Annotated in this window: 24 protein-coding genes and 2 pseudogenes; 2 read left to right on the top strand and 24 right to left on the bottom strand. The window is 58.4% G+C overall.

The features are described 5' to 3' along the window. Positions 1-38 precede the first annotated feature (38 nt). The 8 genes from menE to F9C28_RS05410 form a co-directional block, all read right to left on the bottom strand. Entirely contained in the window at positions 39-1,409 is a 1,371-nt protein-coding gene (menE, locus tag F9C28_RS05375; RefSeq protein ID WP_199014209.1) for an o-succinylbenzoate--CoA ligase, read from the bottom strand. Beyond that, complete coding sequence (menC, locus tag F9C28_RS05380) at positions 1,406-2,377, bottom strand: o-succinylbenzoate synthase (protein WP_199014210.1); 972 nt, start codon at positions 2,375-2,377, stop codon at positions 1,406-1,408. Before menC ends, menE begins: the two co-directional genes overlap by 4 nt. Next, positions 2,377-3,234, bottom strand: coding sequence for a 1,4-dihydroxy-2-naphthoyl-CoA synthase (gene menB / locus F9C28_RS05385; RefSeq protein ID WP_199014211.1), 858 nt, complete (start codon positions 3,232-3,234; stop codon positions 2,377-2,379). Before menB ends, menC begins: the two co-directional genes overlap by 1 nt. After that, the gene (gene menH, locus F9C28_RS05390) at positions 3,221-4,015 is read right to left on the bottom strand and encodes a 2-succinyl-6-hydroxy-2,4-cyclohexadiene-1-carboxylate synthase (RefSeq protein ID WP_199014212.1); all 795 of its coding nucleotides are present in this window, start codon (positions 4,013-4,015) and stop codon (positions 3,221-3,223) included. Before menH ends, menB begins: the two co-directional genes overlap by 14 nt. Further along, a complete protein-coding gene (menD, locus tag F9C28_RS05395) occupies positions 4,012-5,682 on the bottom strand; it encodes a 2-succinyl-5-enolpyruvyl-6-hydroxy-3-cyclohexene-1-carboxylic-acid synthase (protein WP_199014213.1) in 1,671 nt (556 codons plus the stop codon). Before menD ends, menH begins: the two co-directional genes overlap by 4 nt. An 83-nt stretch (positions 5,683-5,765) precedes the next feature. Next, positions 5,766-7,067: an isochorismate synthase MenF gene (gene menF / locus F9C28_RS05400; protein ID WP_199014214.1), complete on the bottom strand. Its 1,302-nt coding sequence runs from the start codon at positions 7,065-7,067 to the stop codon at positions 5,766-5,768. Between the two features lie 118 nt (positions 7,068-7,185). After that, positions 7,186-7,497 carry a DUF883 family protein gene (locus F9C28_RS05405; protein ID WP_233148926.1) on the bottom strand — a complete coding sequence of 104 codons (312 nt, stop codon included), beginning with the start codon at positions 7,495-7,497 and terminating at the stop codon, positions 7,186-7,188. Between the two features lie 91 nt (positions 7,498-7,588). Further along, positions 7,589-8,038: a GNAT family N-acetyltransferase gene (locus tag F9C28_RS05410; RefSeq protein ID WP_199014215.1), complete on the bottom strand. Its 450-nt coding sequence runs from the start codon at positions 8,036-8,038 to the stop codon at positions 7,589-7,591. 69 nt (positions 8,039-8,107) lie between these two features. On the opposite strand from F9C28_RS05410, the gene rnz reads away from it, so the two are divergent. Next, positions 8,108-9,022, top strand: coding sequence for a ribonuclease Z (gene rnz / locus F9C28_RS05415; protein WP_199014216.1), 915 nt, complete (start codon positions 8,108-8,110; stop codon positions 9,020-9,022). A gap of 253 nt (positions 9,023-9,275) precedes the next feature. Here rnz and F9C28_RS20070 read toward each other — a convergent pair. The 3 genes and pseudogenes from F9C28_RS20070 to F9C28_RS20075 form a co-directional block, all read right to left on the bottom strand. After that, positions 9,276-9,629: pseudogene (locus F9C28_RS20070) on the bottom strand (hypothetical protein); the annotation flags it as partial. 90 nt (positions 9,630-9,719) lie between these two features. Continuing rightward, on the bottom strand, positions 9,720-10,277 hold the full coding sequence (locus F9C28_RS05425; RefSeq protein ID WP_199014217.1) for a helix-turn-helix transcriptional regulator: 558 nt from the start codon (positions 10,275-10,277) through the stop codon (positions 9,720-9,722). Between the two features lie 68 nt (positions 10,278-10,345). After that, entirely contained in the window at positions 10,346-10,570 is a 225-nt protein-coding gene (locus F9C28_RS20075) for a hypothetical protein (protein WP_233148927.1), read from the bottom strand. Between F9C28_RS20075 and F9C28_RS05430 the strand changes: the two genes are divergently transcribed. Further along, a complete protein-coding gene (locus tag F9C28_RS05430; RefSeq protein ID WP_199014218.1) occupies positions 10,495-10,860 on the top strand; it encodes a hypothetical protein in 366 nt (121 codons plus the stop codon). The genes F9C28_RS20075 and F9C28_RS05430 overlap by 76 nt on opposite strands. Here F9C28_RS05430 and nuoN read toward each other — a convergent pair. From nuoN to nuoA, 13 genes and pseudogenes are all read right to left on the bottom strand, one after another. Continuing rightward, complete coding sequence (nuoN, locus tag F9C28_RS05435) at positions 10,836-12,293, bottom strand: NADH-quinone oxidoreductase subunit NuoN (protein ID WP_199014219.1); 1,458 nt, start codon at positions 12,291-12,293, stop codon at positions 10,836-10,838. The genes F9C28_RS05430 and nuoN overlap by 25 nt on opposite strands. Positions 12,294-12,300: 7 nt before the next feature. After that, the gene (nuoM, locus tag F9C28_RS05440) at positions 12,301-13,830 is read right to left on the bottom strand and encodes an NADH-quinone oxidoreductase subunit M (protein ID WP_199014220.1); all 1,530 of its coding nucleotides are present in this window, start codon (positions 13,828-13,830) and stop codon (positions 12,301-12,303) included. A 218-nt stretch (positions 13,831-14,048) separates the two neighbouring features. Further along, positions 14,049-15,893, bottom strand: a complete 1,845-nt coding sequence (gene nuoL / locus F9C28_RS05445) for an NADH-quinone oxidoreductase subunit L (protein WP_199014221.1) — start codon at positions 15,891-15,893, stop codon at positions 14,049-14,051. Then, a complete protein-coding gene (gene nuoK, locus F9C28_RS05450; protein ID WP_199014222.1) occupies positions 15,890-16,192 on the bottom strand; it encodes an NADH-quinone oxidoreductase subunit NuoK in 303 nt (100 codons plus the stop codon). Before nuoK ends, nuoL begins: the two co-directional genes overlap by 4 nt. Further along, the gene (nuoJ, locus tag F9C28_RS05455) at positions 16,189-16,740 is read right to left on the bottom strand and encodes an NADH-quinone oxidoreductase subunit J (RefSeq protein WP_199014223.1); all 552 of its coding nucleotides are present in this window, start codon (positions 16,738-16,740) and stop codon (positions 16,189-16,191) included. The genes nuoK and nuoJ overlap by 4 nt, the downstream gene beginning before the upstream one ends. Positions 16,741-16,751: 11 nt before the next feature. Continuing rightward, positions 16,752-17,294: an NADH-quinone oxidoreductase subunit NuoI gene (gene nuoI, locus F9C28_RS05460; RefSeq protein ID WP_199014224.1), complete on the bottom strand. Its 543-nt coding sequence runs from the start codon at positions 17,292-17,294 to the stop codon at positions 16,752-16,754. Between the two features lie 12 nt (positions 17,295-17,306). Next, positions 17,307-18,283, bottom strand: a pseudogene (gene nuoH / locus F9C28_RS05465) (NADH-quinone oxidoreductase subunit NuoH). Continuing rightward, positions 18,280-21,006 (bottom strand): NADH-quinone oxidoreductase subunit NuoG, encoded by a 2,727-nt coding sequence (nuoG, locus tag F9C28_RS05470; RefSeq protein WP_199014225.1) that lies wholly within the window; start codon positions 21,004-21,006, stop codon positions 18,280-18,282. Before nuoG ends, nuoH begins: the two are co-directional and overlap by 4 nt. Positions 21,007-21,075: 69 nt before the next feature. Beyond that, positions 21,076-22,413, bottom strand: coding sequence for an NADH-quinone oxidoreductase subunit NuoF (gene nuoF / locus F9C28_RS05475; RefSeq protein WP_199014226.1), 1,338 nt, complete (start codon positions 22,411-22,413; stop codon positions 21,076-21,078). Beyond that, positions 22,410-22,910, bottom strand: a complete 501-nt coding sequence (gene nuoE, locus F9C28_RS05480; protein ID WP_199014227.1) for an NADH-quinone oxidoreductase subunit NuoE — start codon at positions 22,908-22,910, stop codon at positions 22,410-22,412. Before nuoE ends, nuoF begins: the two co-directional genes overlap by 4 nt. 2 nt (positions 22,911-22,912) lie before the next feature. Further along, positions 22,913-24,724: an NADH-quinone oxidoreductase subunit C/D gene (nuoC, locus tag F9C28_RS05485; RefSeq protein WP_199014228.1), complete on the bottom strand. Its 1,812-nt coding sequence runs from the start codon at positions 24,722-24,724 to the stop codon at positions 22,913-22,915. Between the two features lie 91 nt (positions 24,725-24,815). Then, the gene (locus F9C28_RS05490) at positions 24,816-25,490 is read right to left on the bottom strand and encodes a NuoB/complex I 20 kDa subunit family protein (protein WP_199014229.1); all 675 of its coding nucleotides are present in this window, start codon (positions 25,488-25,490) and stop codon (positions 24,816-24,818) included. A 22-nt stretch (positions 25,491-25,512) separates the two neighbouring features. Further along, positions 25,513-25,959, bottom strand: a complete 447-nt coding sequence (gene nuoA, locus F9C28_RS05495; RefSeq protein WP_199014230.1) for an NADH-quinone oxidoreductase subunit NuoA — start codon at positions 25,957-25,959, stop codon at positions 25,513-25,515. Positions 25,960-26,554 lie beyond the last annotated feature (595 nt).

Consider the following 26,554-nt stretch of genomic DNA (forward strand, 5'->3'; position numbering starts at 1 on the left):
GCCGCTACCGGGCGGTAGCGGACGCCAACAGATACCGGTTACCCGGCAAGCTGCTGTGCAACCCAGGTTTGCAGTGCCCGGCGGGAGATTTTAATCCCACCGGTTTTTAGCCCTTCAGGCAGCCGCAGCCAGTGTACCGGCAACTGGAAACGCGCCAGTTTCCCTGCCAGCCAGTCCGCCAGTTGCCCTGGGGCAAAGTCCGGGTCGCATTCCACCACCGCCACGGGCCGCTGGCCAAATTCCCGATCGGCAATCGGCACCACAAACACCTGATGCACCGCCGGGTGGCCGATGATAACCCGCTCAACGTCTTCCGGCTGGATCCCCTCTCCGGCACTGAAAAACAGATTATCCAGCCGGCCAATAATGGTCAGGATCCCCTGGTCAAGGCGGCCGCGATCCCGGGTGGCAAACCAGCCCTCCGCGTTGGTCAGCGGCGCCAGTTTGCCGTCGCGCCAGTAACCCGCCGCCATGCTCGCCGCCCGCAGCCAGACTTCGCCATCCACAATACGGACTTCCCGGCCCGCCAGCGCCGTGCCGACATCCGGCTTACCGTCCGCGGGTTTGGCGCACACCGTGGAGGCAAACTCCGTTAGCCCGTAACCACAAAAGCAGCAGATCCCGCCGGATTCTGCCTGATCGGTCAGCGCCACCGGGATCGCCGCCCCGCCCAGCAATACCGCTTTCAGATCAAGGGACTGCGGGTTGTTCTCCAGCAGCCGCCAGAGCTGGGTCGGCACCAGTGAGGCGTGGGTACAGCCCTGTAACGCCCCTTCCAGCGGGTGCATCGGGCGCACCACCAGTGTGGCGCCCGCCTGTAGCCAGCGCCACAAAATCCCCTGCCCCGACACATGAAACAGCGGCAGCGAGAGCAGCCAGCTATCGTCAGCGGTAAACCCCATCAAGCGGATGACCCCCGCAGCACTGGCGAGGTGCGCCGCCGCACTGTGTACTGCCGCTTTGGGTAACCCGGTAGAGCCAGAGGTCAGGGTCATGGAGACCAGCCGCGTCGCGTCCCAGTCAGCCTGGTGCTGGCCGTCGCGCGGTTGGGGGATCAGCGGCGCCAGCCCCGGTACCGCGGGAGTTTCCGCCAGTGCCAGGCCAAAAGAGAGCGACAGCCCCGGTAACAGCCGGGTCAGCATGCTGTCCGGGAGCTGCGGGTTAAGGGGTAAAATACGGGCGCCGCACTGGAGTAACGCCAGCCAGCACAGCAGCATCTGCGGGCTGTTTTTGCCGCGCAGTGCCACCCCGGTGCCGCTCTCCACCCCCTGGGCAAAAAAGCCCGCGGCCAGGGCATCCACCTGCTGGCATAACTGCCGCCAGGTCAGTGTCTCCGCCGCCAGACGTAGCGCGATCGCATCGCCACGCTGTTGCCGCCATACCCGCCAGGGCCAGTCAGTAAAACTCATAATATGCTATCCAGTTGTTCAGTATCCTGGCAGGGTAATGGGCTACCCGGCCAGCGACGGATAAGCTGCGCCTGCATCAGGGACAGGGTATCCAGCCCCGGCAAGGTGCCGGGGGTCAGCCATGCGGCAATGCGGGCCAGTTGGGTCAGCCCCAGGCTGGACTCAATAGACGAGCTGATCACTGCCTGCAGCCCCAGCCTGTGGGCCGCTGCCACCTGGGCCTGCACCTTCTCCAGGCTGCCGGTCAGGGTTGGCTTAATAACCAGCGCACTGACCCCGGGCTGGGCCTCAAATACAAAGTCCGCTTCACGGACACTTTCGTCCCAGGCAATGGCAATCCCGGTTTGCTGGCTGAAATCCAGCGATTCGGCCCGGGTTTTACAGGGCTCTTCAATAAACGCAACACGCGCCCGGTATTGCGGGTTGACGTATTTGGCAAACTGCGCGGCTTTCAGCGGGGTCCAGCTGCGGTTGGCGTCCAGCCGCAGGTTAAGATCCGGCAACGCCTCCAGCAGCAGGTTCGCCACCATTCCGTCGCGTACCGCCTCCCAGAGGCCGACCTTGATTTTGGCGATCTTCTCCCCGGGCATCTGCTGCAACAGGGCAAAAAGTTCATCGGGATCGCCCGTGCACAGCGGGGCCGCACGGTAGTCCGCCGCCCCGGGCAACTGGCCCGATAATTCCGCCAGCGCACAGCTGGTGCCAAATGCCACACTGGGCAGCGCCTGAGCAGCGCCGGTTAGCACCTCCCCGGCCTGCCACTGTCTGGCCCAGCCCACCAGGGCCACCTGGGCATCGTCGACAGTTTCCGCGCTGAAGCCCGGCAGCGGGGCGATTTCCCCCCACCCCTGGCGGCCATGCTCGGTCAGGCACAGGACCAGCCCCTCGCGGACTTTCAGGCGCCGCTCCCGCAGGATAACCCCCGCGTCCATGGGCAAGTTGTAGCGCCAGATCTGTGCGCTACGCATTACGGGTTCCGTTTAAATTTGCTGAAGTCCGGCTGGCGTTTCTGGTTAAACGCATTACGTCCTTCCTGGCCTTCGTCGGTCATGTAGAACAGCATGGTGGCGTTACCCGCCAGTTCCTGCAACCCGGCCTGGCCGTCACAGTCGGCATTCAGGGCCGCTTTCAGGCAGCGCAGCGCCATTGGGCTGTTTTGCAGCATTTCCCGGCACCAGCGCACGGTCTCTTTTTCGAGGTCCGCCAGGGGTACCACGGTATTGACCAGCCCCATATCCAGCGCCTGTTGCGCATCATACTGACGGCACAGGAACCAGATTTCGCGGGCTTTCTTCTGGCCGACAATCCGCGCCATATACGCCGCGCCCCAGCCGCCGTCAAAGGAACCCACCTTCGGCCCGGTCTGGCCAAAAATGGCGTTCTCGGCAGCAATGGTCAGATCGCACATCATATGCAGTACGTGGCCACCGCCGATGGAGTACCCGGCCACCATCGCCACCACCGGTTTCGGGCAGGTGCGGATCTGGCGCTGGAAGTCCAGTACGTTGAGGTGGTGCACGCCGGAGTCATCCTGATAACCGCCGTAGTCACCACGCACTTTCTGGTCGCCGCCGGAGCAGAACGCTTTGTCCCCTTCCCCGGTAAGAATAATCACGCCAATACCGTCGTCATAGCGGGCGTCGGCCAGCGCATCGATCATCTCTTTGACGGTTAACGGACGGAACGCGTTACGTACCTCCGGGCGATTAATGGTGATTTTGGCAATCCCGTCACTGGATTTCTGGTAGCGAATATCGCTGTAGCCCTTAGAGCAGTCGTGCCATTCCACCGGCGCATAAAGCAGTTGTTCATCAGGATAAAGCATGGTGAGTCCTTGAGTTAGGTTGACACAGTAGGGTGTGCAGGTCGTGGGCAAAAGCGGCGGGATTGTCCCGGTGCGCATTATGCCCAGCGGCGCTAATGGTCAGTGTGGTGGCGGGGAGTTCCCCGGCAATGGCGCGGAATTTCGCGTCATACTCACCGCACAGATAATAAAACGGTAGCCTGAGTTGTTGCAGGCGCGGAGTGAGATCCGGCTGCTGGCCGAGAGAGGTCGCCATCAGCATGCTGGCCAGCGCTGCGGGGTCATTGTCCAGACGGATCTCAACCAGTTGCTGGCGCTGAGCGTCGCTCAGCGAGGCAAACACCGGCTGCCGATACCAGGCGTTGAGCACATCCGCCAGCGGCTGCTGGCGCAGTCGCTCCGCCCAGTGCTGGTCGTACGCCAGCCTGCCGCGCCGCGCCAGGGGATCTGCCAGCCCGGGGTTACCCCCTTCGACAATCAGGCCGCGCATCCCGTCGGGATGCCCATAACACGCGTGGTACATGGCAATCCGCCCCCCCAGCGAGTAGCCCACCAGCCAGTAGTCGGTTATCTGGTAATGGTCCAGCGTGGCCTGGAGCGCGGCGGCCATCGCCGGGAAGTCCGCCACCCGCAGCCCGGCAGACTTGCCGTGGCCGGGCAGGTCGAGCCGCAGTTGCGGCCAGTCGGCCAGGGCACTGGCCACAGGGGCCCACTCCGCCCCGCTACCGAGGAAGCCGTGCAGCCAGACCAGCCACGGAAACCCGGGCCGGTTGCCGGGGTGCAATGTGCCCTGGAGGATCATAGCTGGCTCACCTGCGCCAGCAGCTGTTGCAGGGTTTGGGCGCCGGTATGTTCATCCACCCGTAGCTCAATCAGGGTGGCCTGGGGGCGCTGCCAGGCATCAGCCACGTGCTGTACCAGGCTCTCCCAGTTGTCCGGGCAGAAGTACCCCAGGCCAAACATTCCGGCAGCCGGGGCAAATTCCACATTCTGCGGCATACAGTAATAACGCTCCCGCTCTTCGACCGGGGTGGGCAGCATGGAGAAAATCTGCCCGCCGTTGTTATTGACCACAATCAGCACCAACGGGGCCGGGGTGTGGCGCAACAGCGCCAGGCTGTTGATATCGTACAGGGCAGAAAGGTCCCCCACCACCGCGAGGGTTGGCCGCGGGCACGCCCGCTGCACACCGGCGGCGGTCGAGATCAAGCCATCAATGCCGCTGGCGCCGCGGTTGCTGTATACCGGATACCCGGCAGGTAACTGGCAGAGCGCATCCACCAGCCGCACCACCAGGCTATTACCGACAAACAGCTGCCCCTGTTCCGGCAGTAGTGCCGCCATCCGCTGGGCGAGCTGGGCCTCCCCAAATTCACCGGTGGCCTGCCGCGCATAGTCGAGGGCCTGGCGGGACAGTTCCCGCAGATGTGGCGCCCAGCACCCGTGTTTTTCTGCCGGGTGCTGTTCCAGCCACTCACCAATATCCGCCACCAGGCGGCGGCCACGATGTTGGGCAGGATCCAGCCGGCCTTCCAGCGGGGAAATAATCCAGTATTCATCCGGGGTGCAGGCGGCCTGCCACTGTAACAACCGCTTACCGGTCAGGCTGCTGCCAAACTGGATAACCAGTTGTGCCTGATCCAGTTCCCGTACCGCGTCCGGGTTAGCCAGCCACAAATCGGCGCAAGGCAGCGGCTGGCCGGTCTGGGACAGCACATCGCTGATCAGCGGCCAGCCGAGTATGGCGGCCCAGGCGGCGAGCTGTTTGCCTTCGGCGGCGCTCATCCGGCCCGCCACAATAACGCCTTTCTTCTGGCGCCAGAAAAACCAGTCCCGCTGCAGGACACTAACCCTCGCCCGGCCCGGGGCCAGCCAGGGTTTTTCACTGGTCAGCCAGCTCCCGAGGCTGTTTTGCCAGGGGAGATCGCTGTCATCCATTTCACCGTACAGCGGCTCGGCAAACGGGCAGTTAATCTGGACCGCGCCGTTTTCCTGGCCGTTAAGTAATTCATCAATCACCGACACCAGCCAGTGAGCGGAAATATCCCGGGTGGGACGCGGCAGGTTCAGCGCACCAGCCGGATGGGAACCAAAGATCCCCTGCTGGCGAATCGCCTGGTTGGCGCCGCAGTCAATCAGCTCTGGCGGGCGATCCGCCGTCAGCATGATCAGTTTCTCACCGGTGAGCCCCGCCTCAATCAGGGCGGGGTACAGGTTGGCAACCGCAGTGCCGGAGGTCACGATCACCGCCACCCGTTCACCGCTGGCTTTGGCAATCCCGAGGGCTAAATGGCCCAGGCCGCGTTCATCAAAATGGGTATGGCACACAAAACCGCCGTGCTGTACCGCCGCCAGCGTTAACGGGGTTGAACGGGAACCCGGTGCAATACAAACATGGCGCACGCCGTGGCGTGTCAGGGCTTCAAGGATCACCGCCGCCCAGCGGCGGTTAAAAGAGCTGGTTGACATAATATTGTCCGGGGTTCAAAGATACGGGCACAGTATAATCGCCAGATAAAAAGAGACATTGATATGGGTCGGGATAGCTGTTTTCATTCGCTTTTCTCCGTCAGCAAACTGCGCAATCCCGCCGCTTTATTGTTTATTTCCCGCCACTCTTCTGCCGGGTCCGAACCGGGCACAATCCCGGCACCGGCATAGAGCCGTACCCGGTTGTCCTCCACCAGCGCGCTGCGCAGCGACACGCAAAACTCTGCCTGCTGCCGGGTAAGATAACCGGCGGAACCGGCATACCACTGGCGTTCAAAAGGTTCACAGTGGGCAATAAACGCCCGGGCATCCTCGCGCGGCAACCCGGCAACCGCGGCAGTGGGCTGCAGTTGTTGCAGGCACAGGGCATCGTCCGGCTGGTGGAGCGTGGTCCAGATACAGCGGCGCAAATGCTGTACTTTGCGCAGCTGCATCACCTGAGCGGGCAAGACATCAAGGGTATTGGCAATCTCTTTCAGGCGCAGGCAGATGTCCTCAACCACCAGCATATTTTCACGCTGGTTTTTATCATCGTGCATCAGCCACGCCCCCTGCCGGGCAGCCTGAGCGTCATCCGGGCTGTTAGCCACGGTTCCGGCCAGCGCCTCGGTGCGTAACTGGTTACCCCGCCGGCGCCACAAACGCTCTGGCGAAGAGCCAATAAAGGCCCGCCCGGCCTCAAAGGCCATATAGAAATGGTAGCAGTTCATATTCACCCGGCGACTGGCCGCCAGCACGTTTGCCGCCGGGACCGCCTCGCTAAACCAGAGATCGGACGCCCGGGCCAGCACGACTTTATCCAGCGTCCCCCGGGCGAAACAGGCCAGCGCCTGGTGAATTAACTGGTGCCAGTGAGGTTCTGAGGGGGTTTGCTGCTCCCGCAGCAGGGTCAGTTGCCGGAGCGGTAGTGGCTGAGCGGGCTGTAAACCGGCCAGCATGGCCCGTGCCCGGAGCGCATCATCCGCCAGGGAGTGGTCACTGTGCAGCAGTAACGTCAGCGTGGCGTGGCCGCGCTGGCGCTGCCACAGCAGGCGCGGCAGGAAAAGCGCCCCGCTCGCCGGGTCAAACTGGTTCAGCCCGCAAACCAGCAGATGGCCGCTGTCTGGCTGCCCGGCCAGCCACGCCCTGCCCTGCGGCAGATCGGTAAAGTGCTGCACCGCCCCGAGGGCCGCCAACTCTTGCTCACCGTCACGTTGCTGCCAGTAAAATTGCGGCCATACCGGTTGCGCCGCCAGCCATCCGAGGGCATCACTGGCATCGCTGAGCGCCAGCGGGACCGTAAAAATACGGGTGCCTGGTGTTTCCGGGAGGCCGTCGGTTAATTTTTGTTGTAATTCAGACAGTGCAGCAACAACAGCATTCACATCAACCTCGGTTCCCGGGAAAAGCCCCGAATTATACGTGGTCACCAGCGCAAAAAAAATCCCACCCAGGGGGTAAGATCTCAGAAAGGTGGCCCATCCCACACGGATGGGCAAAAAATTAACGTCTGGCGAGCAATAAACCAACAACCAGCCCAAGGGACGCGCCGACCCCAATACCGCGCCACGGGTTCTGGTGGACATAATCATCAGTACGGTAGACCGCTTTTTTGGTCTGATAGTAGAGCGCGTCGGAGGTTCTCTCCAGCCTGGCGCGGATCTGCGCCAGTGCTTCGGCGGCGCGATCGCGGATTTCAATATATCGCTGATCTGCCGGATCACCGGAAGCGCGCAACACCTCTTCCAGGGTATAGCTTAACATTTCCAGATCGTCTTCCAGATCGGCAGCACGACTACGGGTTCCATTCATCATTTATCTCCATTGCCATGAGTTCATGGTAACTATAGACAATCGCGTGCCGTCGCGCCCTGGATTCCCCCTTTTGGGTCCAGGGTATTGCCGGTTACGCCAGGGCCATCCCCAGATGGGGAATGCCGTCTTCATCATAGATAGCCGTCACCGGGGTAAAACCGAGCTGGCGGTAAAAATCCTGCAAATGCGCCTGGGCGCCAAGGTAAATCCCCCGATCGGGCCAGTGCTGGCGGCAGCTTGCCAGCGCCTGCGCCATCAGCTGGAACCCCAGTTTTTCACCCCGGGCTTGCGGGGCGATAATCACCCGCCCAATCACCACCGGGCTATTGTCGGTATCCGGCTGTAAAATCCGCGCATAGGCGATCAGCTGGCCATCCCGCCAGCCAAACAGATGACGATTATCACCGCACAAATCATCACCGTCGACATCCTGATAGAGACACTGTTGCTCCACCACAAAGACGGCGCTGCGCAGCGCCAGGGCGGCGTATAACTGAGGGGCGGACAACGCCCCGTGGTGCAAATCCTGCCATTCAATCACGGTTATTCCCCTGTGGTACGGTCTGTGGCGGTTATACTACTGCCAATATGCATAAGCCGGGAAATATCTATGGAATTACTGTTTCTGGGGACCTCTGCCGGGGTACCCACCCGGGGGCGTAATGTCAGTGCCGTTGCGCTGCACCCTGCCCCTCAGCACACCAGTTGGTGGTTATTTGACTGCGGCGAAGGAACCCAGCACCAGATGTTGCGTACCCCGCTCACCCCGGGAAAACTGGATAAAATTTTTATTACTCACCTGCACGGCGACCATATTTTTGGCCTGCCGGGGCTGTTATGTAGCCGCTCAATGGTCGGCGGTGGCGGGCCGCTGACCATTTATGGGCCGCCGGGTATCCGCGCGTTTGTCCAGATGTCCCTGACCATGAGCGGCTCCTGGACCGACTACCCGCTGGAGATTATCGAAGTGCGTGAGGGGGTGGTGTTTGATGATGGTGACCATGAGGTGCGCTGCGTTGCCCTGTCCCATCCGGTGGTCTGTTTTGGCTACCGGGTCAGCGCCCATGATAAGCCAGGTGCGCTGGATGCGGCAGCGCTGCAGGCTGATGGCGTGCCCCCCGGGCCCCTGTTCCAGCGGCTGAAACAGGGGGAAACCCTGCAACTGGATGATGGCCGCTGGATCGATGGCCGCCAGTATGTGAACCCGCCGGTGAAAGGCAAATCGGTGGCTATCTTCGGGGACACCGCCCCGGTAGATAGCGCCTGTATTCTGGCCGCAGAGGTCGATGTGATGGTCCATGAAGCCACCCTGGAGGCGAGCCTGGCGGAGAAAGCCAATAGCCGCGGCCACTCCACCACCCTGCAAGCGGCAACCCTGGCGCACGCCTGCGGGGCGAAAAAGCTGATTATTACTCACTTCAGTTCCCGCTATCGCCGGGAGGACTTTCCCCGCTTGCTGGCAGAGTGCCGGGGGGTGTTTGCCAATACCGTGCTGGCAGAGGATTTATTGGTGGTGGATATTTAACATTCCGCCATGATAAAAAACACAATTAAGTAGTAACTATATTTGTTATTAGCTTTTTAATTATTAAGCTGGCATTAATTGAGAAAACTGCGGCACGCCCAGCGAGTAACATTCATCGCTGTTGGAGCAATTCCTTCCTGTTGATTAGTTAGCCCATTACCGATGATGGGCCTGATATTCGTTTCCTGCCTCTGCTGCCACAGAGGCTTTTTTTTGCCTGTTATTTAGCCGCCTTACGGCGGGATTTCCTGTGTTACCAGTCGGTCACATGATTACTTTCCAATAAGAACCGCTTAACAATTGGCGTACAGTGTGACTGCCCAATGGGGTTGCCGCTTATTGTGATGCTGTTGAACTGCCTATTTTGATTTCGCAGTAGAGTGAAAACTTCGCGTGAGATACAGCGCTTCAGACAGCGTATTGCTTGCATTTTTGTATGTCCTTCGGTTACTCGCCAGGCAACATATTCCTTCGTTTTATCGTCAGTTCGTAAACGTCCGATAGCGATGATGTGAAGTGCACTTTGTCGCTCAAGGCGATTCGGGATAACGATGTGTTCATGACCACCACGTTTATACCGGTGGGTAGGCTGCTGACAACTCACCAGCTACGCTGAAATTTCTTTTTTTCATTAGGCCACTTCAAACAGACCGCAAAGGTAAACAATGCAATATCTAACCACATTAACACTTACCGGTCATACGACTGTTTTGCTGCGTCGTGCAATCAGTGATGCCGCAAGTGATTCCACTTCTTTAAAATCTTGTGAGGCGCTGGCTCTGAGCACCAGATTCCATTTACTTAATACACCCGCGTTCACAACCAGCTCGCTGTTCGCTTTCAACCGGCCATTTTTTAACAACCATTGTGCAACATTCGCCCAGTCCCAGAGCGGCGACTGGCCTTTAATGCGCTGAACGGGGCAAGGAAAATCACCGCTGCCGCGGGTGCCGTCTTTCAGCATGGCAATCGCCTGACGGGACATATTTGTCATTTCCGCAATATCGCTCAGTCCGACAAGGGCAGAGTCAACAGACTCAACAACAGCGCCAATCCCGGCGGATTCGACATTTTCAACCGCAGATGCGATAGCCTCATTGAGTGAGTCAGCCTCACGATCGAACTCAACATAGACCGAGTTCCCGTATGCACAGATCAGTGCATCGCCACAGCCGCTTTCGTATAGCGCGTCTTCCAGCCCTTCGCGCTCGTAGGTTACGCCTGAGAGCGTCAGTATAAAGTGGTAAAGCGCCATAGTTCCCCCTTCGGTTAGTCTTTGATCGTTCAGTAAACGGAGATTGTCAACGCCCCTGCCGGACACAATCAAGAGCAGCGGTTTGTTTTGCGCCTGATTTGCCTGGCATGGCTCTCAGCACTTTTCGGCGTCGACCATACACTCATCTGGTGATCCCGATGCTCACCTTCCGGATGACCACAACGCAACTTGCAAAAACAGTGGGCGGAATCACCTGGTGGAACCCAAACCCAGCCCTGACTCAGAGCATATTCAATGGCGGCCTGGATATGCTTGTTCGGATGTTTTTTCATTTGCCTCCGGGTATGACCTTATTATCTTCGTTGACACCTGTCAACACACAATATCACGCATTCCCGCCCTGCATCGCGGGATGGTATTCATCTCCCGTTTTGGGGAGGGGTTCAACCCGGTGATTTTCGATTTCGGAGGTTTTATGGCGGATTCAGAAGATGGCTTCCATTTATTCAGAAGCGTACCGGCAGGTTATTCAGGTCATTCACGGGCTACGGGTACAAAAAACCCGGCCGTAGCCGGGTTCCTTTACAGCAACGCCCGTTACATCAGCGGGACTGCCATCTGAACAATACTGATCAGCGGCTGCGGGTAAACCCCCAGCACCAGCACCAGCAGCGCCGCAATCAGCACCACCACCCCACCGGCAGTAAATGCCCAGTTAGACGGGGTGTCGCGGTTCAGTTGTTGCGGCGCAGTGAGATACAGGCTCACGGTCACGCGCAGGTAGTAATACAGGCCAATAGCAGACCCCACCACCACGGCGCCGGTCAGCCACCATAGATGTGCATCAACACCCACCGCCAGCACATAGAACTTACCGATAAATCCGAGGGTCATCGGAATACCGGCCAGGGAGAGCATCACCACGGTCATCACCGCTGATAACAGCGGACGGTGCCAGAACAGCCCGCGGTAAGAGAACAGCGAATCCGCATCCGGGCCGCGATAAGGGCTGGACATCAGGCTAACCACACCAAAGGCACCCAGGCTACTGAACAGGTACCCCGCCAGATAAACCCCTACCGTCTCCATCGCCATGTCGCCGTGCTGCAGGGCAATCAGGGCCACCAGCAGGTAACCGAGGTGCGCAATAGACGAGTACCCCAGCAGGCGCTTGATATTGCTCTGGCTGAGGGCCATCAGGTTACCGAACAGGATAGAGATAAACGCGATAATCCCCAGCACCGTGGTAACGGCCGCGCTGTGGCCGATGGGGGTGTACAGGAACAGGCGCATCACCACCGCAAAGATAGCAATCTTACTGGCGGTTGCCAGGAAGGTTGATACCGGCGCCGGGGCCCCCTGGTACACGTCCGGGGTCCACAGGTGGAACGGCACCAGCGAAAGCTTAAAGCCGAGGCCGACAATCATCATTCCCACACCGGCCAGAAGCAGTGGCTCATGCAGCATATTATCCGCCAGGCTCCGGCCCAGAGCACCGAAGGAGAGATCCCCGGTCATGGCATACAGCAGCGCGATACCGAACAACAGGAACGATGACGCCGCCGCAGAAAGGATGGTGTATTTGATACTGGCTTCCAGAGAGCGCTTCTGGCGGAAGGCATAACCCACCAGGCCGAACAGCGGCAGCGAGATCAACTCAATGCCGAGGAACAGCGACGCAAAATGGTTCGCGCAGGCCAGCAGTATCCCCCCCATGGCGGCAATCAATACCAGGAGATAGAACTCTTCTTTATTGTCCGGGTAATCTTGCAGCCAGGGATAGGCGAACGTACAGGTTGCCAGGCTGGCCAGCAGCACCAGCCCGGTATACAGCATGGCGTAACCATCAACCCGCATCAGCGGTGTGACATCCATTGGCCCCGCCTGGCCGACAAACCACAGGGAAAGCAGCGCCAGGTTAAGCCCGATAACCGAGAGCGTGGCATTAATAAAATGGTCGCGTCGCCACGCAATGGACAACATCACAACCACCACCGTCAATCCGACGATCAACAGCGGCAGTAGCGCGATCAAATGTTGGGTTGTTATTGTCATGAGCGAATTACGGCCTTGTAGTTGAAATTGAACTGGTATACCACTGCTGGATATTGCTCATCGCAGAGTGAGAGGTATCCAGAATTGGCTGCGGGTAAAAGCCCAGCAGCACCAGCAATACAACCAGCAACAGAATAATGAACAATTCGCGTGCTGACAGCCCGGGCAGCGTTTGTGCCGCCGCCTCGGTTTTTGCCTTACCGAAGTAAGCGCGATGCAGCATCGCCAGTGAGTAAACCGACGCAAACACCAGCCCGAAGGTGGAAATCACCGTGATCGCCGGCACCACATGGTAGCTGCCAAACAGGATCATAAACTCACCCACGAAGTTGCCGGTCCCCGGCATCCCCAGTGTTGCCACCGCGAAGAACATCGACAGCGCCGGCAGCCATTTAATTTTGCTCCACAGGCCGCCCATTTTAGTCATGTCGCGGGTGTGCAGCCGTTCATACAGCTGACCACAGAGAATAAACAGACCCGCCGCCGACAGACCGTGAGCGATCATCTGGATAACCGCCCCCTGGTAGGCCAGCTGGCTGCCGGTGTAGATAGCAATCAGGACAAACCCCATATGCGACACCGAGGTGTAAGCAATCAGGCGCTTGATATCGGTCTGGGAGAACGCCATCCAGGCGCCGTAGAAGATACCAATCACCCCCAGCCACATGGCAATGGGCGCGAACTCGGCAGAGGCGTTCGGGAACAGCGGCAGCGCAAAGCGCAGTAACCCGTAGGCCGCGGTTTTCAGCAGGATCCCCGCCAGGTCCACCGAACCGGCCGTGGGCGCCTGGGAGTGCGCATCCGGCAGCCAGCCGTGGAACGGTACCACCGGCATTTTTACCGCGAAGGCAATAAAGAAGCCCAGCATCAACAGGTATTCAATGTTGTTGCTCATCGGCGTCTTCAGCAGCGCTTGGTAGCTGAAGGTCCACACCCCGGTGGCATTATGGTGAACGAACACCAGTGCGAGGATGGCAATCAGCATCACCAGACCGCTGGCCTGGGTGTAAATGAAGAACTTGGTGGCGGCGCTGATACGGGTTTTCCCGTCCGATGCCTTATGCCCCCACAGGGCAATCAGGAAGTACATCGGTACCAGCATCATCTCCCAGAAGAAGAAGAACAGGAACATATCGATGGCGAGGAACACCCCGATAACGCCCCCGAGGATCCACATCAGGTTGAGGTGGAAGAAGCCCTGATATTTCTGGATTTCATTCCATGAACAGAGTACCGCCAGCACCCCCAGCAGCCCGGTGAGCACCACCATCAGCAGGGACAAGCCATCCAGCGCCAGGTGGATAGTAATCCCGAAACGCGGGATCCACGGCAGCAAAAACTCTGACTGCCACTGGGGCAGACCGGCGGCCTGGGTCAGCGAATAACCGCCCTGGGACCAAAGTTGCAATGACAGCGCCAGGGTCAGCCCCATCGTGATCAGCGCGATCCAGCGCGGCATACGGATGCCGAAGCGCTCCGATTGCCAGCAGAGGAATCCGCCGATAAAGGGTATCAGTATTAGCCAGGGTAGTAGCATGGCAGCAATATTCCTTATAAAAGTTCTGAGCAGGCTATCTTACTTGCCAGCCCGGCCCCCGACAGTGCGCGCAATCTTCACGTACTCCAGTACGCGCCGGTTGCTGTGCGCTGGCGGGTTCCAGCCTGGCGGCGCCGATGACGCCTGTCCTTCAAAACCTGATTTCAACGAATCTCAATAACGACATTCACATCGTTGGTACTGATGAAAGCCATCAGTTAGCGAAACACCATCAGCAGTGCTAACACCACCACCGCCCCGATACTCATAGAGGCCACGTACCAGCGCAGGTAGCCGTTTTCACTGAGCAGCAAGCCGCGGCCGGCAAAGCGGGCGATATACGCCGGTAGCGTCATCAGCCAGTTGAGCGGATCGCGTTTCAGCAGCCAGGCCACCGCGAGGAACGGCTTCACGAATACTTTGTCATACAGCCAGTCGAAGCCCCAGGCGTTGAACCACCAGGTGCCAAAGAAGCGCCCCGGGCCGCTGTTTGCCAGCGCACGAACCAGTGCGCGATCCCCCAGCCACAACCAGGCGGCAATCAGGATCCCGACAATCGCCACGATCCCGGAGGTTATCTCCAGTGTCACAACCTGGCCGTGGGCCAGTTCCGCGCTGGCGGGCAGCACCCCTTGCAGCGGCGGTACAATCAGCGCGCCCACAAAGGTAGACAGCACCAGCAGGACGATCAGCGGCAGGCTGTGGGTGATCCCTTTCACCGGGTGGGCGTGGATCTGCGCTTTACCGTGGAAGACAATGAAGATCATCCGGAAGGTGTACAGTGAGGTCATAAACGCCCCCACCAGCCCGGCAATCATCAGGTTGATATGGCCATTGGCCACTGCGCCCGCGAGGATTTCATCTTTACTGAAGAAGCCCGCGGTCACCAGCGGCAGCGCCGACAGGGCCGCGCCACCCACCAGGAAGCAGGCGTAAACCAGCGGGATAGATTTGCGCAGGCCGCCCATCTTAAAGATGTTCTGCTCATGATGGCAGGCGAGGATAACCGAGCCGGACGCCAGAAACAGCAGCGCTTTAAAGAAGGCGTGGGTCATCAGGTGGAAGATGGCCGCATCCCAGGCCTGCACCCCGAGGGCGAGGAACATATAGCCTATCTGGCTCATGGTGGAGTAAGCCAGTACCCGTTTGATATCGGTCTGCACCATGGCGGCAAACCCCGCCAGTATCAGGGTAACCGCCCCGATGATCCCCACCAGGTGTAATACCTCCGGGGTCAGCAGGAACAGGCCGTGAGTACGGGCAATCAGGTATACCCCGGCGGTCACCATGGTGGCGGCGTGGATCAGCGCAGAAACCGGTGTCGGGCCAGCCATCGCGTCCGCCAGCCAGGTCTGTAACGGCAACTGGGCAGATTTACCCACCGCACCGCCCAGCAACATCAGGGTCGCCCACTGCAGTGTGGTGCTGCCTGCGGCAAAGTGCTGCGGCGCCAGCTCCGCCATTTCGCGGAAGTTCAGGGTGCCCAGCTCGTTATAGAGGATGAACAACCCGAAGGCGAGGAACACGTCCCCCACCCGGGTCACCACGAAGGCTTTCATCGCCGCGGCGCCGTTCTTCGGATCGGTATAGTAGAAACCGATCAGCAGATAGGAGCACAGCCCCACCCCTTCCCAGCCGAGGTACATCAGCAGCAGGTTGTCCGCCAGCACCAGGATAACCATGCTGGCGATAAACAAGTTGGTGTAGGCGAAGAAACGGGAATAGCCCTCTTCACCGCGCATATACCAGGAGGCGAACATATGGATCAGGAAGCCGACCCCGGTCACCACCGAGAGCATGATCAGGGAGAGGCCATCCAGCACCAGGTTAAACCCGATGGTAAAGTCCCCGACTGACATCCAGGTCCATAATGGCAGGGTAAATGGCGCCCGCACGCTCTGGTCGAGGAATTCTACCCCGGCAACAGCGGTGACCAGCGCGGCCAGGCCAATAGAACCGATACCGACCGTGGCCGACAGGTTTTCTGACCAGCGCCCCCGGGAGAATGCCAGCAGCAAGTATCCCAGCAGCGGGAAGGCTACGGTTAACCAGATAAAATTCATCCGCGCATCTCACTTACTGAATCGATATTCAGGTTCTGACGACGACGATGGAGCTGCAGCAACAGCACCAGGCCGATGCTGGCCTCCGCTGCGGCCAGAGAGATAGCGAGGATATACATCACCTGGCCGTCCGTTTGCCCCCAGTAACTGCCCGCCACCACAAATGCCAGCGCCGCAGCGTTAATCATGATTTCCAGCCCGATCAGCATAAACAGCAAATTACGGCGGATAACCACACCCGTTAGCCCCAGCACAAACAAAATGGCCGCGAGGATTAATCCATGTTGTAGCGGGATCATACGCGCTCCTCCGTTTTTCTTTTACTGTCGCCTGGACGGTTGCTGAGCACCTCCCCCTGGCGCTCTTCACGCCCGAGGTGAAAGGCCACCACCAGCCCCGCCAGCAGCAGCATTGATGCCAGCTCCACCGCCAGGACATAAGGGCCGAACAGGGTGATACCGACTTGTTTGGCGTCGATGGCGTTACCGTCGATCCCCTGGTCGCTTATCCCGCTGATGGCGTAAATCATCACCGCCAGCAGTAATGCCGACAGCAGGCCCGGGCCGATCCACAGTTGGGGTTTCAGCCACTGGCGTTCCTGTTCCACCACCGAGTTACCGAGGTTAAGCATCATCACCACAAACACGAACAGCACCATAATGGCCCCGGCATAGACGATTATCTCCAGCGCCCCGGCAAAATAGGCCCCGAGGGCGAAAAATACCCCGGCGATTGCCAGCAGCGAGACAATCAGATACAGCAATGCATGTACCGGGTTGGTGTGGGTGATAACCCTGAGTGTTGCCAGGATAGCCACCAGGCCGCAGATATAAAACGCGAATTCCATTGCCCCGCTCCTTACGGTAACAAGCCCTTGACGTCGATAGGTTTGGCTTCGTTTTCCGCGTCGCCTTTGTCCTTGCCGTCAATTGCCATACCGGCCATCCGGTAGAAGTTATATTCCGGGTATTTGCCCGGGCCGGAGATCAGCAGATCTTCTTTTTTGAACACCAAATCCTGGCGCTTGTATTCCCCCAGCTCGAAGTCCGGTGTCAGCTGAATGGCTGTTGTCGGGCAGGCCTCTTCACACAGCCCGCAAAAAATGCAGCGCGAGAAGTTGATGCGGAAAAATTCCGGGTACCAGCGGCCGTCCTGCATCTCGGCTTTCTGTAATGAGATACATCCCACCGGGCAGGCAACGGCGCACAGGTTACAGGCCACACAGCGCTCTTCACCGTCCGGGTCCCGGGTTAATACGATACGACCACGGTAACGGGGCGGCAGATAAACCGGCTCTTCCGGGTACATTTGGGTTTCGCGTTTGGCGAAGGCGTGCATGCCTATCATCCAGATACTGCGTACCTGGGTGCCAAAACCAACCACTAACTCTTTTAACGTCATGGTTTTTTCACCTTATTGCGCTTGCCAGAGGATCACGGCAGCCGTCACCAGTAGATTGATCAGCGTCAGCGGCAGACACACTTTCCAGCCGAATGACATCACCTGGTCATAACGGGGACGGGGCAACGACGCGCGGATCAAAATAAACATCATCATAAAGAAGGCGGTTTTCAGCGCGAACCAGATAAACGGAGGCAGGAACGGGCCGTGCCAGCCGCCAAAGAACAGGGTCACCATCATGGCGGAGATGGTCACGATGCCGATATATTCCCCCACAAAGAACAGCCCGAACTTCATCCCGGAGTATTCAATATGGTAACCGTCCGCCAGTTCCTGCTCGGCTTCTGGCTGGTCAAACGGATGACGGTGGCACACCGCAACCCCGGCAATGGCAAAGGTGACAAAGCCAAAGAATTGCGGGATCACGTTCCACAGATGGGCCTGGTTATCAACGATATCCCCCATATTGAAGGAGCCCGCCTGGGCAACAACCCCCATCAGGGATAACCCGAGGAACACCTCATAGCTCAGGGTCTGGGCAGAGGCACGCATCGCCCCGAGCAGGGAGTATTTGTTGTTGCTGGACCAGCCCGCAAACAGCACTGCATACACCGCCAGACCGGCCAGCATCAGGAAGAACAGCAGACCAATATTCAGATCCGCCACCACCCAACTGGGGCTTACCGGCACAATGGCAAACGCCAGCAGCAGCGAGACAAACGCTATCATCGGCGCCAGGGTGAAGATCACCCGATCCGAAAAGCGCGGGATCCAGTCCTCTTTAAAGAACATTTTGATCATGTCCGCCACCAGCTGGAGGGAGCCCCCCAGCCCACCCGGTTTGGCCCGTAGCGGTTCTGGAACAGCCCCAACAGGCGGCGTTCGCCGAAGCTCATAAATGCCCCGCAGGTAACCACCACCAGCAGGATCACCACCGCTTTCAGCACGGCAATCAGGATCTCGATAACATCCGGGGTTAACCAGCTCATTGGGCAGCCTCCTGCAGATTATCAAGCCGGGCACCGGCCAGTACCGGCGCAATACCCGGCATCCCCATCGGTAACCCCACCTGGCCCGGCGCCAGCCCATCGGCAAGCACCAGCGGCAACGTGACCGTTTGTCCTTCATAACTGAACGACACCGGCGCCCCGGCATTGATCCCCAGACGGGCAGCGTCTGCGGGGTTCAGTTTGAGGTAAGGCTGTGGCATCCGGCTCTGGAACACCGGCGAGCGCTGGGACAGTTCATCACTCCCGAACAGGTGGTAATACGGCGCAACGCGCCACTGCCCTTCCCCGGCCTGGAACGGTGCCGGGATTGCGGTGAAGTAGTCCAGGGTGCCGTCACGGGCCTCAATCAGGCGCACACCCGGATCGCCAAAGCGCAGGTGGCCGCCCACTTCAGCCTGGAATTTGTTCCACGCCTGGGGGGAGTTCCAGCCCGGCGCCCAGGCAAACGGGATTTGTGAACGCGCGGCACCTGGCTGGTTGTTCCCTTCCATAGAGAAGGCAAACATGGTGTCTTTATCCTGGGGCTGGCGCGGTTCATGAACGCTGATATTGGCACGCATGGCGGTACGCCCGCTGTAACGGTGCGGTTCACGGGCCAGTTTCTGGCCGCGAATGCGGAAGCTGGCATCCGGCGCGGCATCTTTAATCCCCGCCAGTTGCGGCAGTGCCGCCACGCAGGCGTCAATCACATGATCCAGTTGGGTCCAGTCCGGGTGGCGGTTTTCCAGGGTACTGCGCAGTGAATTCAGCCAGCGCCAACTCTCCAGCATAACGGTGCTGCTGTCGTAGTAAGCCGGATCGTAGACCTGGAAGAAGCGCTGGGCGCGGCCTTCGTTGTTGATAACGGTTCCGTCGCTTTCAGCGAAGCTTGCCGCCGACAGCACCAGATGGGCTTGATCCATAATTTCGGTACGCTGATGGTCAATAACCATCACCAGCGGCGCGTTGGCTAATGCCGCATCAACCCGGGCCGCAGACGCGTGACGGTGGAGATCGTTTTCCAGCACGATAACCGCATCGGCACTGCCGCTTTCCAGCTCGCTCAGGGCGTCATCCAGTGATCCACCGCCGATCATTCCCAGCCCGACGCTGTTAGTGGAGCGGGCAACCAGGGTTATCCCCACTTCGCTGCCGCGCCCTTTCAGGGCTTTGGCTACGTTTGCGGCGGCCTGAATCAGTGCATCGCTCCCGGCATTGGTGCCGGAGATAATCAGCGGTTTTTTCGCGCCGCTGAGTGCCTGAACGATAACGTCGATCTTGCCCTGCAGATCGCGGTCGATCCCGTCCACTGCCGGGGCGTTGTTGTCCAGGGCGTGGGCGATAGCAAAGCCGAGCCGCGCCTGATCTTCCACCGGCGCCCGGTAAGCCCAGGCGGCGATATCATCCAGTCGTGTGTCGTCCACATTGGTGACAAACAGCGGGTGCTTCGCGCGCTGGCCAATATTGAGGATGGCGGCAATTTGCCAGTCCGCTACTTTCTGGGCGGCGGCCATTTCCCGGGCCTTGCCTTTGGCGGCCTGGCGTACGGCCAGGGCAACCCGGGCGCCGGTCTGGGTAATATCTTCCCCAAGGACCAGTACCGCATCATAGGATTCGATGTCGCGCAGGGTCGGGGTATGGATACCGCTGTTTTGTAACACGTTGAGCATCAGCTGCAGACGCTGCTGCTCGCCGGCGGCGATACCGGTATAAAAGTTTGCCGCCCCCACCAGTTCACGCAGCGCGAAGTTGCTCTCCACGCTGGCCCGGGGGGAGCCAATACCGATCACTTTTTTCGACTGGCGCAGAATGTCCGCCGCGCCTTGCATGGCCTGATCGGCATTGAGGCTGATCAGATCGTCGCCCCGGCGCTGGATCGGCTGGCGGGGACGGTCTTTGCGGTTGACATAGCCATAACCGAAGCGGCCGCGATCGCACAGGAAGTAGTGGTTTACGCTGCCGTTGTAACGGTTTTCAATCCGCCGCAGCTCACCGTAGCGCTCACCGGGGCTGGTATTACAGCCAATGGAGCACTGCTGGCAGATGCTGGGAGCAAACTGCATATCCCATTTACGGTTGTAGCGTTCGGAGTGGGTTTTATCGGTAAAGACCCCGGTGGGGCAAATTTCCACCAGGTTACCGGAGAATTCGCTTTCCAGGGTGCCGTCTTCGGGGCGGCCGAAGTAGACATTATCATGGGCGCCATAGACCCCGAGATCGGTACCGTCGGCGTAGTCTTTGTAGTAACGGACACAGCGGTAGCAGGCGATGCAGCGGTTCATTTCGTGGGAAATAAACGGCCCGAGATCCTGATTACGGTGGGTGCGCTTGGTGAAGCGGTAGCGGCGGAAGCTGTGGCCGGTCATCACCGTCATGTCCTGGAGGTGGCAGTTGCCGCCCTCTTCACAGACCGGGCAGTCGTGGGGGTGGTTGGTCATCAGCCACTCCACCACGCTCTCACGGAACTGCTTCGCTTCACCATCGTCGATGGAGATAAACGTCCCGTCGGCAGCCGGGGTCATGCAGGACATCACCAGGCGACCGCGGGTATCTTCCGCGTTCTGATATTGCTTCACCGCACACTGGCGGCAGGCACCCACACTACCGAGGGCGGGATGCCAGCAAAAGTAAGGAATATCAAGGCCGAGGGACAGACACGCCTGTAGCAGGTTGTCTGCGCCGTTGACCTCATATTCTTTGCCGTCTACATGTATTGTAGCCATAGTCAGCATGCTTCCTTATTATAAGTTTTATGCCTCCCCCGCAGAAAAACCGACGGCAGAGGCCGTATATTACCAGCGTGATTTCAACAAGTTAGGCTGGATGCCCTGAATGGCATGCAGGTTATTAATGTCCTGTTTGATACCCGCTTCAAACTCGTCGCGGAAGTATTTGATCGCGCTTTGCAGTGGCTCGACGGCACCCGGTGCGTGGGCACAGAACGTTTTCCCCGGCCCGAGGAAGCGGCACAACTGCTCGAGAGTTTCGATATCCCCGGGTTGCCCTTCCCCACGCTCCAGGGCGCGCAAAATTTTCACGCTCCAGGGCAGACCGTCGCGGCAAGGGGTGCACCAGCCACAGGATTCACGGGCAAAAAACTCTTCCAGATTGCGCACCAGTGACACCATGTTGATCTCGTTATCCACCGCCATGGCCAGGGCAGTCCCCAGACGGCTACCGGCTTTGCCGATGTTTTCAAAATCCATCGGCAAATCGAGGTGTGCCTCGGTCAGGAAGTCAGTCCCCGCCCCGCCCGGTTGCCAGGCTTTAAATTTAAGGCCGTCACGCATCCCGCCTGCGTAATCTTCGAGGATCTCCCGGGCGGTCACCCCAAAGGGCAGTTCCCAGAGGCCCGGGTTCTTCACCCGGCCAGAGAAGCCCATCAGTTTGGTGCCGGTATCTTTACAGGCGGAAATCCCCTGGTACCACTCAACACCGTTGGCGATGATCGCCGGGACGTTGCACAGGGTTTCTACGTTATTGACGCAAGTCGGTTTGCCCCATACGCCGGAGGTCGCCGGGAAAGGCGGCTTGGATCGCGGGTTGGCCCGGCGCCCTTCCAGGGAGTTAATCAGCGCGGTTTCTTCACCGCAGATATAACGCCCGGCCCCGGTGTGAACAAACAGCTCAAAATTATGGCCGGTACCGAGGATATTGTTCCCCAGCAGCCCGGCTTCGGTTGCTTCGGCAATGGCGCGGCGCAGGTGCTGGGCCGCTTCAATATACTCACCGCGCAGGAAGATATAACCGCGCCAGGCTTTCAGGGCCACGCTGCCAATCAGCATCCCTTCGATAAGCAGATGCGGCAGTTGCTCCATCAGCAGGCGGTCTTTATAGGTGCCCGGCTCCATTTCATCGGCATTACACAGCAGGTAACGGATGTTCATGGATTCGTCTTTCGGCATCAGGCTCCATTTCAGCCCGGTGGAAAAGCCCGCGCCGCCGCGGCCTTTCAGCCCGGCGTCTTTAACCTGGGCGACTATCTCGTCCGGGGCCATGCTGGTGAGCGCTTTACGGGCGCCTTCGTAGCCGTTTTTACTGCGATACTCATCCAGCCAGACCGGCTGTTTATCGTCACGCAGACGCCAGGTCAGCGGATGGGTTTCGGCAGTACGCATAATGGTTTTCATTTGTACTGCTCCAGCAGTTGAGTGATCCCCTCCGGGGTCAGATGGCAGTGGGTGTCGTCATCTACCATCATCACCGGTCCTTTGTCGCAATTGCCCAGGCAGCAGGTGGGCAGCAGGGTAAAGCGCCCGTCAAAGGTGGTCTGGCCGGGTTTTATCTTTAACTGGCTTTCAAGGGCAGACTGAATCCCCTGGAACCCGGTGATATGGCACACCACGCTGTCGCAATAGCGGATCACATGGCGCCCCACCGGCTGGCGGAAAATTTGGCTGTAAAACGTGGCCACCCCTTCGACATCGCTGGCCGGGATCCCCAGCACATCGGCGATGGCGTGGATGGCGCCATCAGGCACCCAGCCGCGCTGTTTCTGAACAATTTTCAGCGCTTCGATGGACGCCGCGCGCGGGTCCTCGTAGTGGTGTATTTCGTGCTCGATGGCCTCACGCTCTGCCGCACTCAGCTCAAAAGCCCCGGTTTGTGGTTGTTGATTCTCGTGCATAGTTAGCGGTCCACGTCTGACATAACAAAATCGATACTGCCCAGGTAGACAATCAGGTCCGATACCAGGCTGCCGCGGATCGCCGACGGAATTTGCTGCAAGTGCGCAAAGCTCGGGGTGCGAATCCGGGTGCGGTAGCTCATGGTGCTGCCATCGCTGGTCAGGTAGTAACTGTTGATCCCTTTAGTGGCCTCGATCATCTGGAAGGATTCGTTGGCCGGCATCACCGGGCCCCAGGAGACCTGGAGGAAGTGAGTGATCAGGGTTTCAATGTGCTGCAAAGTGCGCTCTTTAGGCGGCGGCGTAGTCAGCGGATGATCCGCTTTAAACGGCCCGGCAGGCATATTTTTATAGCACTGCTCCAGAATGCGCAGGCTCTGGCGTAACTCTTCCACTTTGAGCATCACCCGGGTGTAGCAGTCGCTGACGCCTCCCCCCACCGGGATTTCAAAGTCAAAGTTCTGGTAACCAGAGTACGGGCGCGCTTTACGCACGTCGAAGTCGATACCGGCGGCGCGTAATCCGGCCCCGGTGGTGCCCCAGGCCAGCGCTTCTTGTGCGGTGTACGCAGCAACCCCCTGGGAACGGCCTTTGAGGATGGTGTTACGCAGCGCGGCTTTTTCATAAGAGTCGAGGCGCTTTGGCATCCAGTCGAGGAACTCGCGCAGCAGGCGCTCCCAGCCTTTTGGCAGGTCATGGGCAACACCGCCGATGCGGAACCAGGCCGGGTGCATACGGAACCCTGTAATCGCTTCCACTAAATCGTAAATTTTCTGACGATCGGTAAAGGCGAAGAACACCGGGGTCATGGCCCCAACGTCCTGAATGAAAGTGGAGATGTACAGCAAGTGGCTGTTGATGCGGAACAGCTCAGAGAGCATCACGCGGATCACCTCAACGCGCTCCGGCACCACAATCCCGGCCAGCTTCTCAACCGCCAGCACATAAGGCATTTCGTTGACACAGCCGCCGAGGTATTCAATCCGGTCGGTATAGGGAATGTAGCTGTGCCAGGACTGGCGCTCGCCCATTTTTTCCGCACCGCGGTGGTGATAGCCGATATCCGGCACACAGTTGACTATCTCTTCACCGTCCAGCTGCAGGATAATACGGAATGCACCGTGGGCTGACGGGTGGTTCGGGCCGAGGTTCAGGAACATGAAATCTTCATTTTCGCTGCTGCGCTTCATGCCCCACTCTTCCGGCTTGAAGGTCAGCGCTTCCATCTCCAGATCTTCTTTTTGCTTCGTCAGCTCAAAGGGATCGAATTCTGTGGCCCGGGCCGGGTAGTCTTTACGCAGCGGGTGACCTTCCCAGGTCTTCGGCATCATGATGCGCGTCAGATGGGGGTGCCCGGTAAAGGTGATACCAAACATTTCCCAGGTCTCACGCTCATACCAGTTAGCGTTAGGGTACAGTTTGGTAAACGTGGCCACGTTAAGATCGTTTTCGGACAGCGCCACCTTCAGCATGATGTCGCGGTTACGATCAATCGAGATCAGGTGGTAGAACACCGAAAAGTCCGCCGCGGGTAATCCTTCCCGGTGCGAACGCAGGCGTTCATCCATACCGTGTAAGTCGAACAGCATGGAGTAAGGTTTGGGCAACTTACGCAGAAAGTCCCCGACTTCCAGCAGTTGTTCCCGTTTCACCCAGACCACCGGGAAACCGGTGCGGGTTGACTGGATGGTAAAGGCATCCGGCCCGAAACGATTACGCAGTTCGCCAATCACCGGATCATCAAGATGATCGCGGTTTTGCCATGCGGGCTGTGCAGCGTCTTGCGCAGTTAAGTCGGTCATAGTGTTCACCATTGCAAATAAATTCCGTGGTGACTGCAGACAGTGACTTCGCGTTAGTCGTTATTGGTGTGCGAAGCGTCGGCTCACGTCTGTCAGGCGCAAATCAAATTTCGTCAGGGGTACGCAGGTTTTTCACCGCAATACGCTCGCCGCGTTTACGGGCTTTCTCCGACTGCATATTGGCCCGGTAAACCCCCTGGTCGCCAACCACCCAGGAGAGCGGACGGCGTTCCTTACCAATAGACTCCTGCAGCAGCATCAGCGCCTGCATGTAAGCCTCAGGGCGCGGCGGGCAGCCAGGAATATACACATCGACAGGCAGGAATTTATCCACCCCCTGCACCACCGAATAGATGTCGTACATGCCGCCAGAGTTGGCGCACGCCCCCATCGAGATAACCCATTTGGGTTCCAGCATCTGGTCATACAGGCGCTGAATGACCGGGGCCATCTTGGTAAAGCAGGTACCGGCAACCACCATCAAATCCGCCTGACGCGGTGAGGCACGCAACACTTCGGCACCAAAACGCGCTACATCGTGGACCGCCGTAAACGAGGTCACCATCTCCACATAGCAACAGGACAGACCAAAGTTATAAGGCCAGATCGAGTTTTTACGCCCCCAGTTCACCATGTCATGCAGGGCGTGTTCGAGTTTGCCCATGTACACGCTGCGATTAACCTGCTGCTCAAGAGGATCGGTAACAATCTCTTGTTTTTGCAGGGGATAACGGTCATTGTCACCGTCGGGATCTATGCGGGTTAGCGTATAGTCCATCTTTTTGCCTCACTGGATTTTTTTAGTGCGTATCACGATTCGTGTGACTGTCGATTTCCGGGTTCATCAATTCGCGGCGCGAACGAACTGGTGTCCAGTCAAGGGCACCAATGCGCACCAGATAAACCAGACCGGCCAGCAGCACAAAGATAAAAATGGCCGCCTCGGCAAAGCCCACCCAACCGCTTTCGCGGATTGATGTTGCCCAGGCGTAGAGAAAGAGCGCTTCCACATCGAAGATGACGAAAAACATCGCCACCAGATAGAACTTAGCAGACAGGCGCAGACGGGCTGATCCCACAGAATCAATGCCCGATTCGAAAGGGGTGTTTTTGTGTCGCGCTTTCGCCCGGCCGCCCAGGAACCAGGCCCCGGCGAGCATCAGGCAACACAGGCCAATGGCGACGACAAGAAAGACAGCAAATGCCCAGTGGTGGGCGACGACTTCAATAGTTGTTGACATACGCATTGCTTACTCATCAAAAGTGGTCCGACAACACTGCTCTTACACGGCAGATACACACCACATCGATTCAAGGGGAGGAATAACACACCTGAAGCGTCATCCAAAGTCCGGCCAGGATGGCAAAGTGCTGGCGTTTTTACTCCTTTCTATAACCTTTTGTCAACTTAAACAAAAGTATCTTAACATTAGTTTACAACGACCAATTCTTTATTAACATTTAATGTCAATCACGGCAGATTATCGCGAGCCGCATCACCGACGGCGCAGAGATGAATCGAGTCCGTAATCGGACAAATGTTAATCGCCTGCTTATTTTGGCAGGAAAATCATCCTGAGTATCCCCCCATGAAGGGGTATTTTCATGATCTGTGACACGCTTTTGTTAATTAACATAAAAAATAATCAACAAAAAACATCACATCTTAACACGGAGAGCGGTTCTCACGCCGGAATGTGATAACCATACAAAATTCGCACCATTAGCATACTCACTATTAACCCTACAGTGTGTATGCCCTGGCCATAAATGTGACTCAGGGTGTAAAAATGGGCATCAGATGATGTTTTTTTCATCAGACGCCCATTTTTGTTTATGAAG

Origin of the sequence: Shimwellia pseudoproteus, from assembly GCF_016415625.1 — a bacterium.
GTDB lineage: Bacteria > Pseudomonadota > Gammaproteobacteria > Enterobacterales > Enterobacteriaceae > Shimwellia > Shimwellia pseudoproteus.

What these genes read in the sequence shown, in the direction of transcription:
- menE (WP_199014209.1), bottom strand. Translation starts at nt 1,409, where the DNA reads ATGAGTTTTACTGACTGGCCCTGGCGGGTATGGCGGCAACAGCGTGGC.
- menC (WP_199014210.1), bottom strand. Translation starts at nt 2,377, where the DNA reads ATGCGTAGCGCACAGATCTGGCGCTACAACTTGCCCATGGACGCGGGG.
- menB (WP_199014211.1), bottom strand. Translation starts at nt 3,234, where the DNA reads ATGCTTTATCCTGATGAACAACTGCTTTATGCGCCGGTGGAATGGCAC.
- menH (WP_199014212.1), bottom strand. Translation starts at nt 4,015, where the DNA reads ATGATCCTCCAGGGCACATTGCACCCCGGCAACCGGCCCGGGTTTCCG.
- menD (WP_199014213.1), bottom strand. Translation starts at nt 5,682, where the DNA reads ATGTCAACCAGCTCTTTTAACCGCCGCTGGGCGGCGGTGATCCTTGAA.
- F9C28_RS05405 (WP_233148926.1), bottom strand. Translation starts at nt 7,497, where the DNA reads ATGATGAATGGAACCCGTAGTCGTGCTGCCGATCTGGAAGACGATCTG.
- rnz (WP_199014216.1), top strand. Translation starts at nt 8,108, where the DNA reads ATGGAATTACTGTTTCTGGGGACCTCTGCCGGGGTACCCACCCGGGGG.
- F9C28_RS05425 (WP_199014217.1), bottom strand. Translation starts at nt 10,277, where the DNA reads ATGGCGCTTTACCACTTTATACTGACGCTCTCAGGCGTAACCTACGAG.
- F9C28_RS20075 (WP_233148927.1), bottom strand. Translation starts at nt 10,570, where the DNA reads ATGAAAAAACATCCGAACAAGCATATCCAGGCCGCCATTGAATATGCT.
- nuoN (WP_199014219.1), bottom strand. Translation starts at nt 12,293, where the DNA reads ATGACAATAACAACCCAACATTTGATCGCGCTACTGCCGCTGTTGATC.
- nuoM (WP_199014220.1), bottom strand. Translation starts at nt 13,830, where the DNA reads ATGCTACTACCCTGGCTAATACTGATACCCTTTATCGGCGGATTCCTC.
- nuoL (WP_199014221.1), bottom strand. Translation starts at nt 15,893, where the DNA reads ATGAATTTTATCTGGTTAACCGTAGCCTTCCCGCTGCTGGGATACTTG.
- nuoK (WP_199014222.1), bottom strand. Translation starts at nt 16,192, where the DNA reads ATGATCCCGCTACAACATGGATTAATCCTCGCGGCCATTTTGTTTGTG.
- nuoJ (WP_199014223.1), bottom strand. Translation starts at nt 16,740, where the DNA reads ATGGAATTCGCGTTTTATATCTGCGGCCTGGTGGCTATCCTGGCAACA.
- nuoI (WP_199014224.1), bottom strand. Translation starts at nt 17,294, where the DNA reads ATGACGTTAAAAGAGTTAGTGGTTGGTTTTGGCACCCAGGTACGCAGT.
- nuoG (WP_199014225.1), bottom strand. Translation starts at nt 21,006, where the DNA reads ATGGCTACAATACATGTAGACGGCAAAGAATATGAGGTCAACGGCGCA.
- nuoF (WP_199014226.1), bottom strand. Translation starts at nt 22,413, where the DNA reads ATGAAAACCATTATGCGTACTGCCGAAACCCATCCGCTGACCTGGCGT.
- nuoE (WP_199014227.1), bottom strand. Translation starts at nt 22,910, where the DNA reads ATGCACGAGAATCAACAACCACAAACCGGGGCTTTTGAGCTGAGTGCG.
- nuoC (WP_199014228.1), bottom strand. Translation starts at nt 24,724, where the DNA reads ATGGTGAACACTATGACCGACTTAACTGCGCAAGACGCTGCACAGCCC.
- F9C28_RS05490 (WP_199014229.1), bottom strand. Translation starts at nt 25,490, where the DNA reads ATGGACTATACGCTAACCCGCATAGATCCCGACGGTGACAATGACCGT.
- nuoA (WP_199014230.1), bottom strand. Translation starts at nt 25,959, where the DNA reads ATGCGTATGTCAACAACTATTGAAGTCGTCGCCCACCACTGGGCATTT.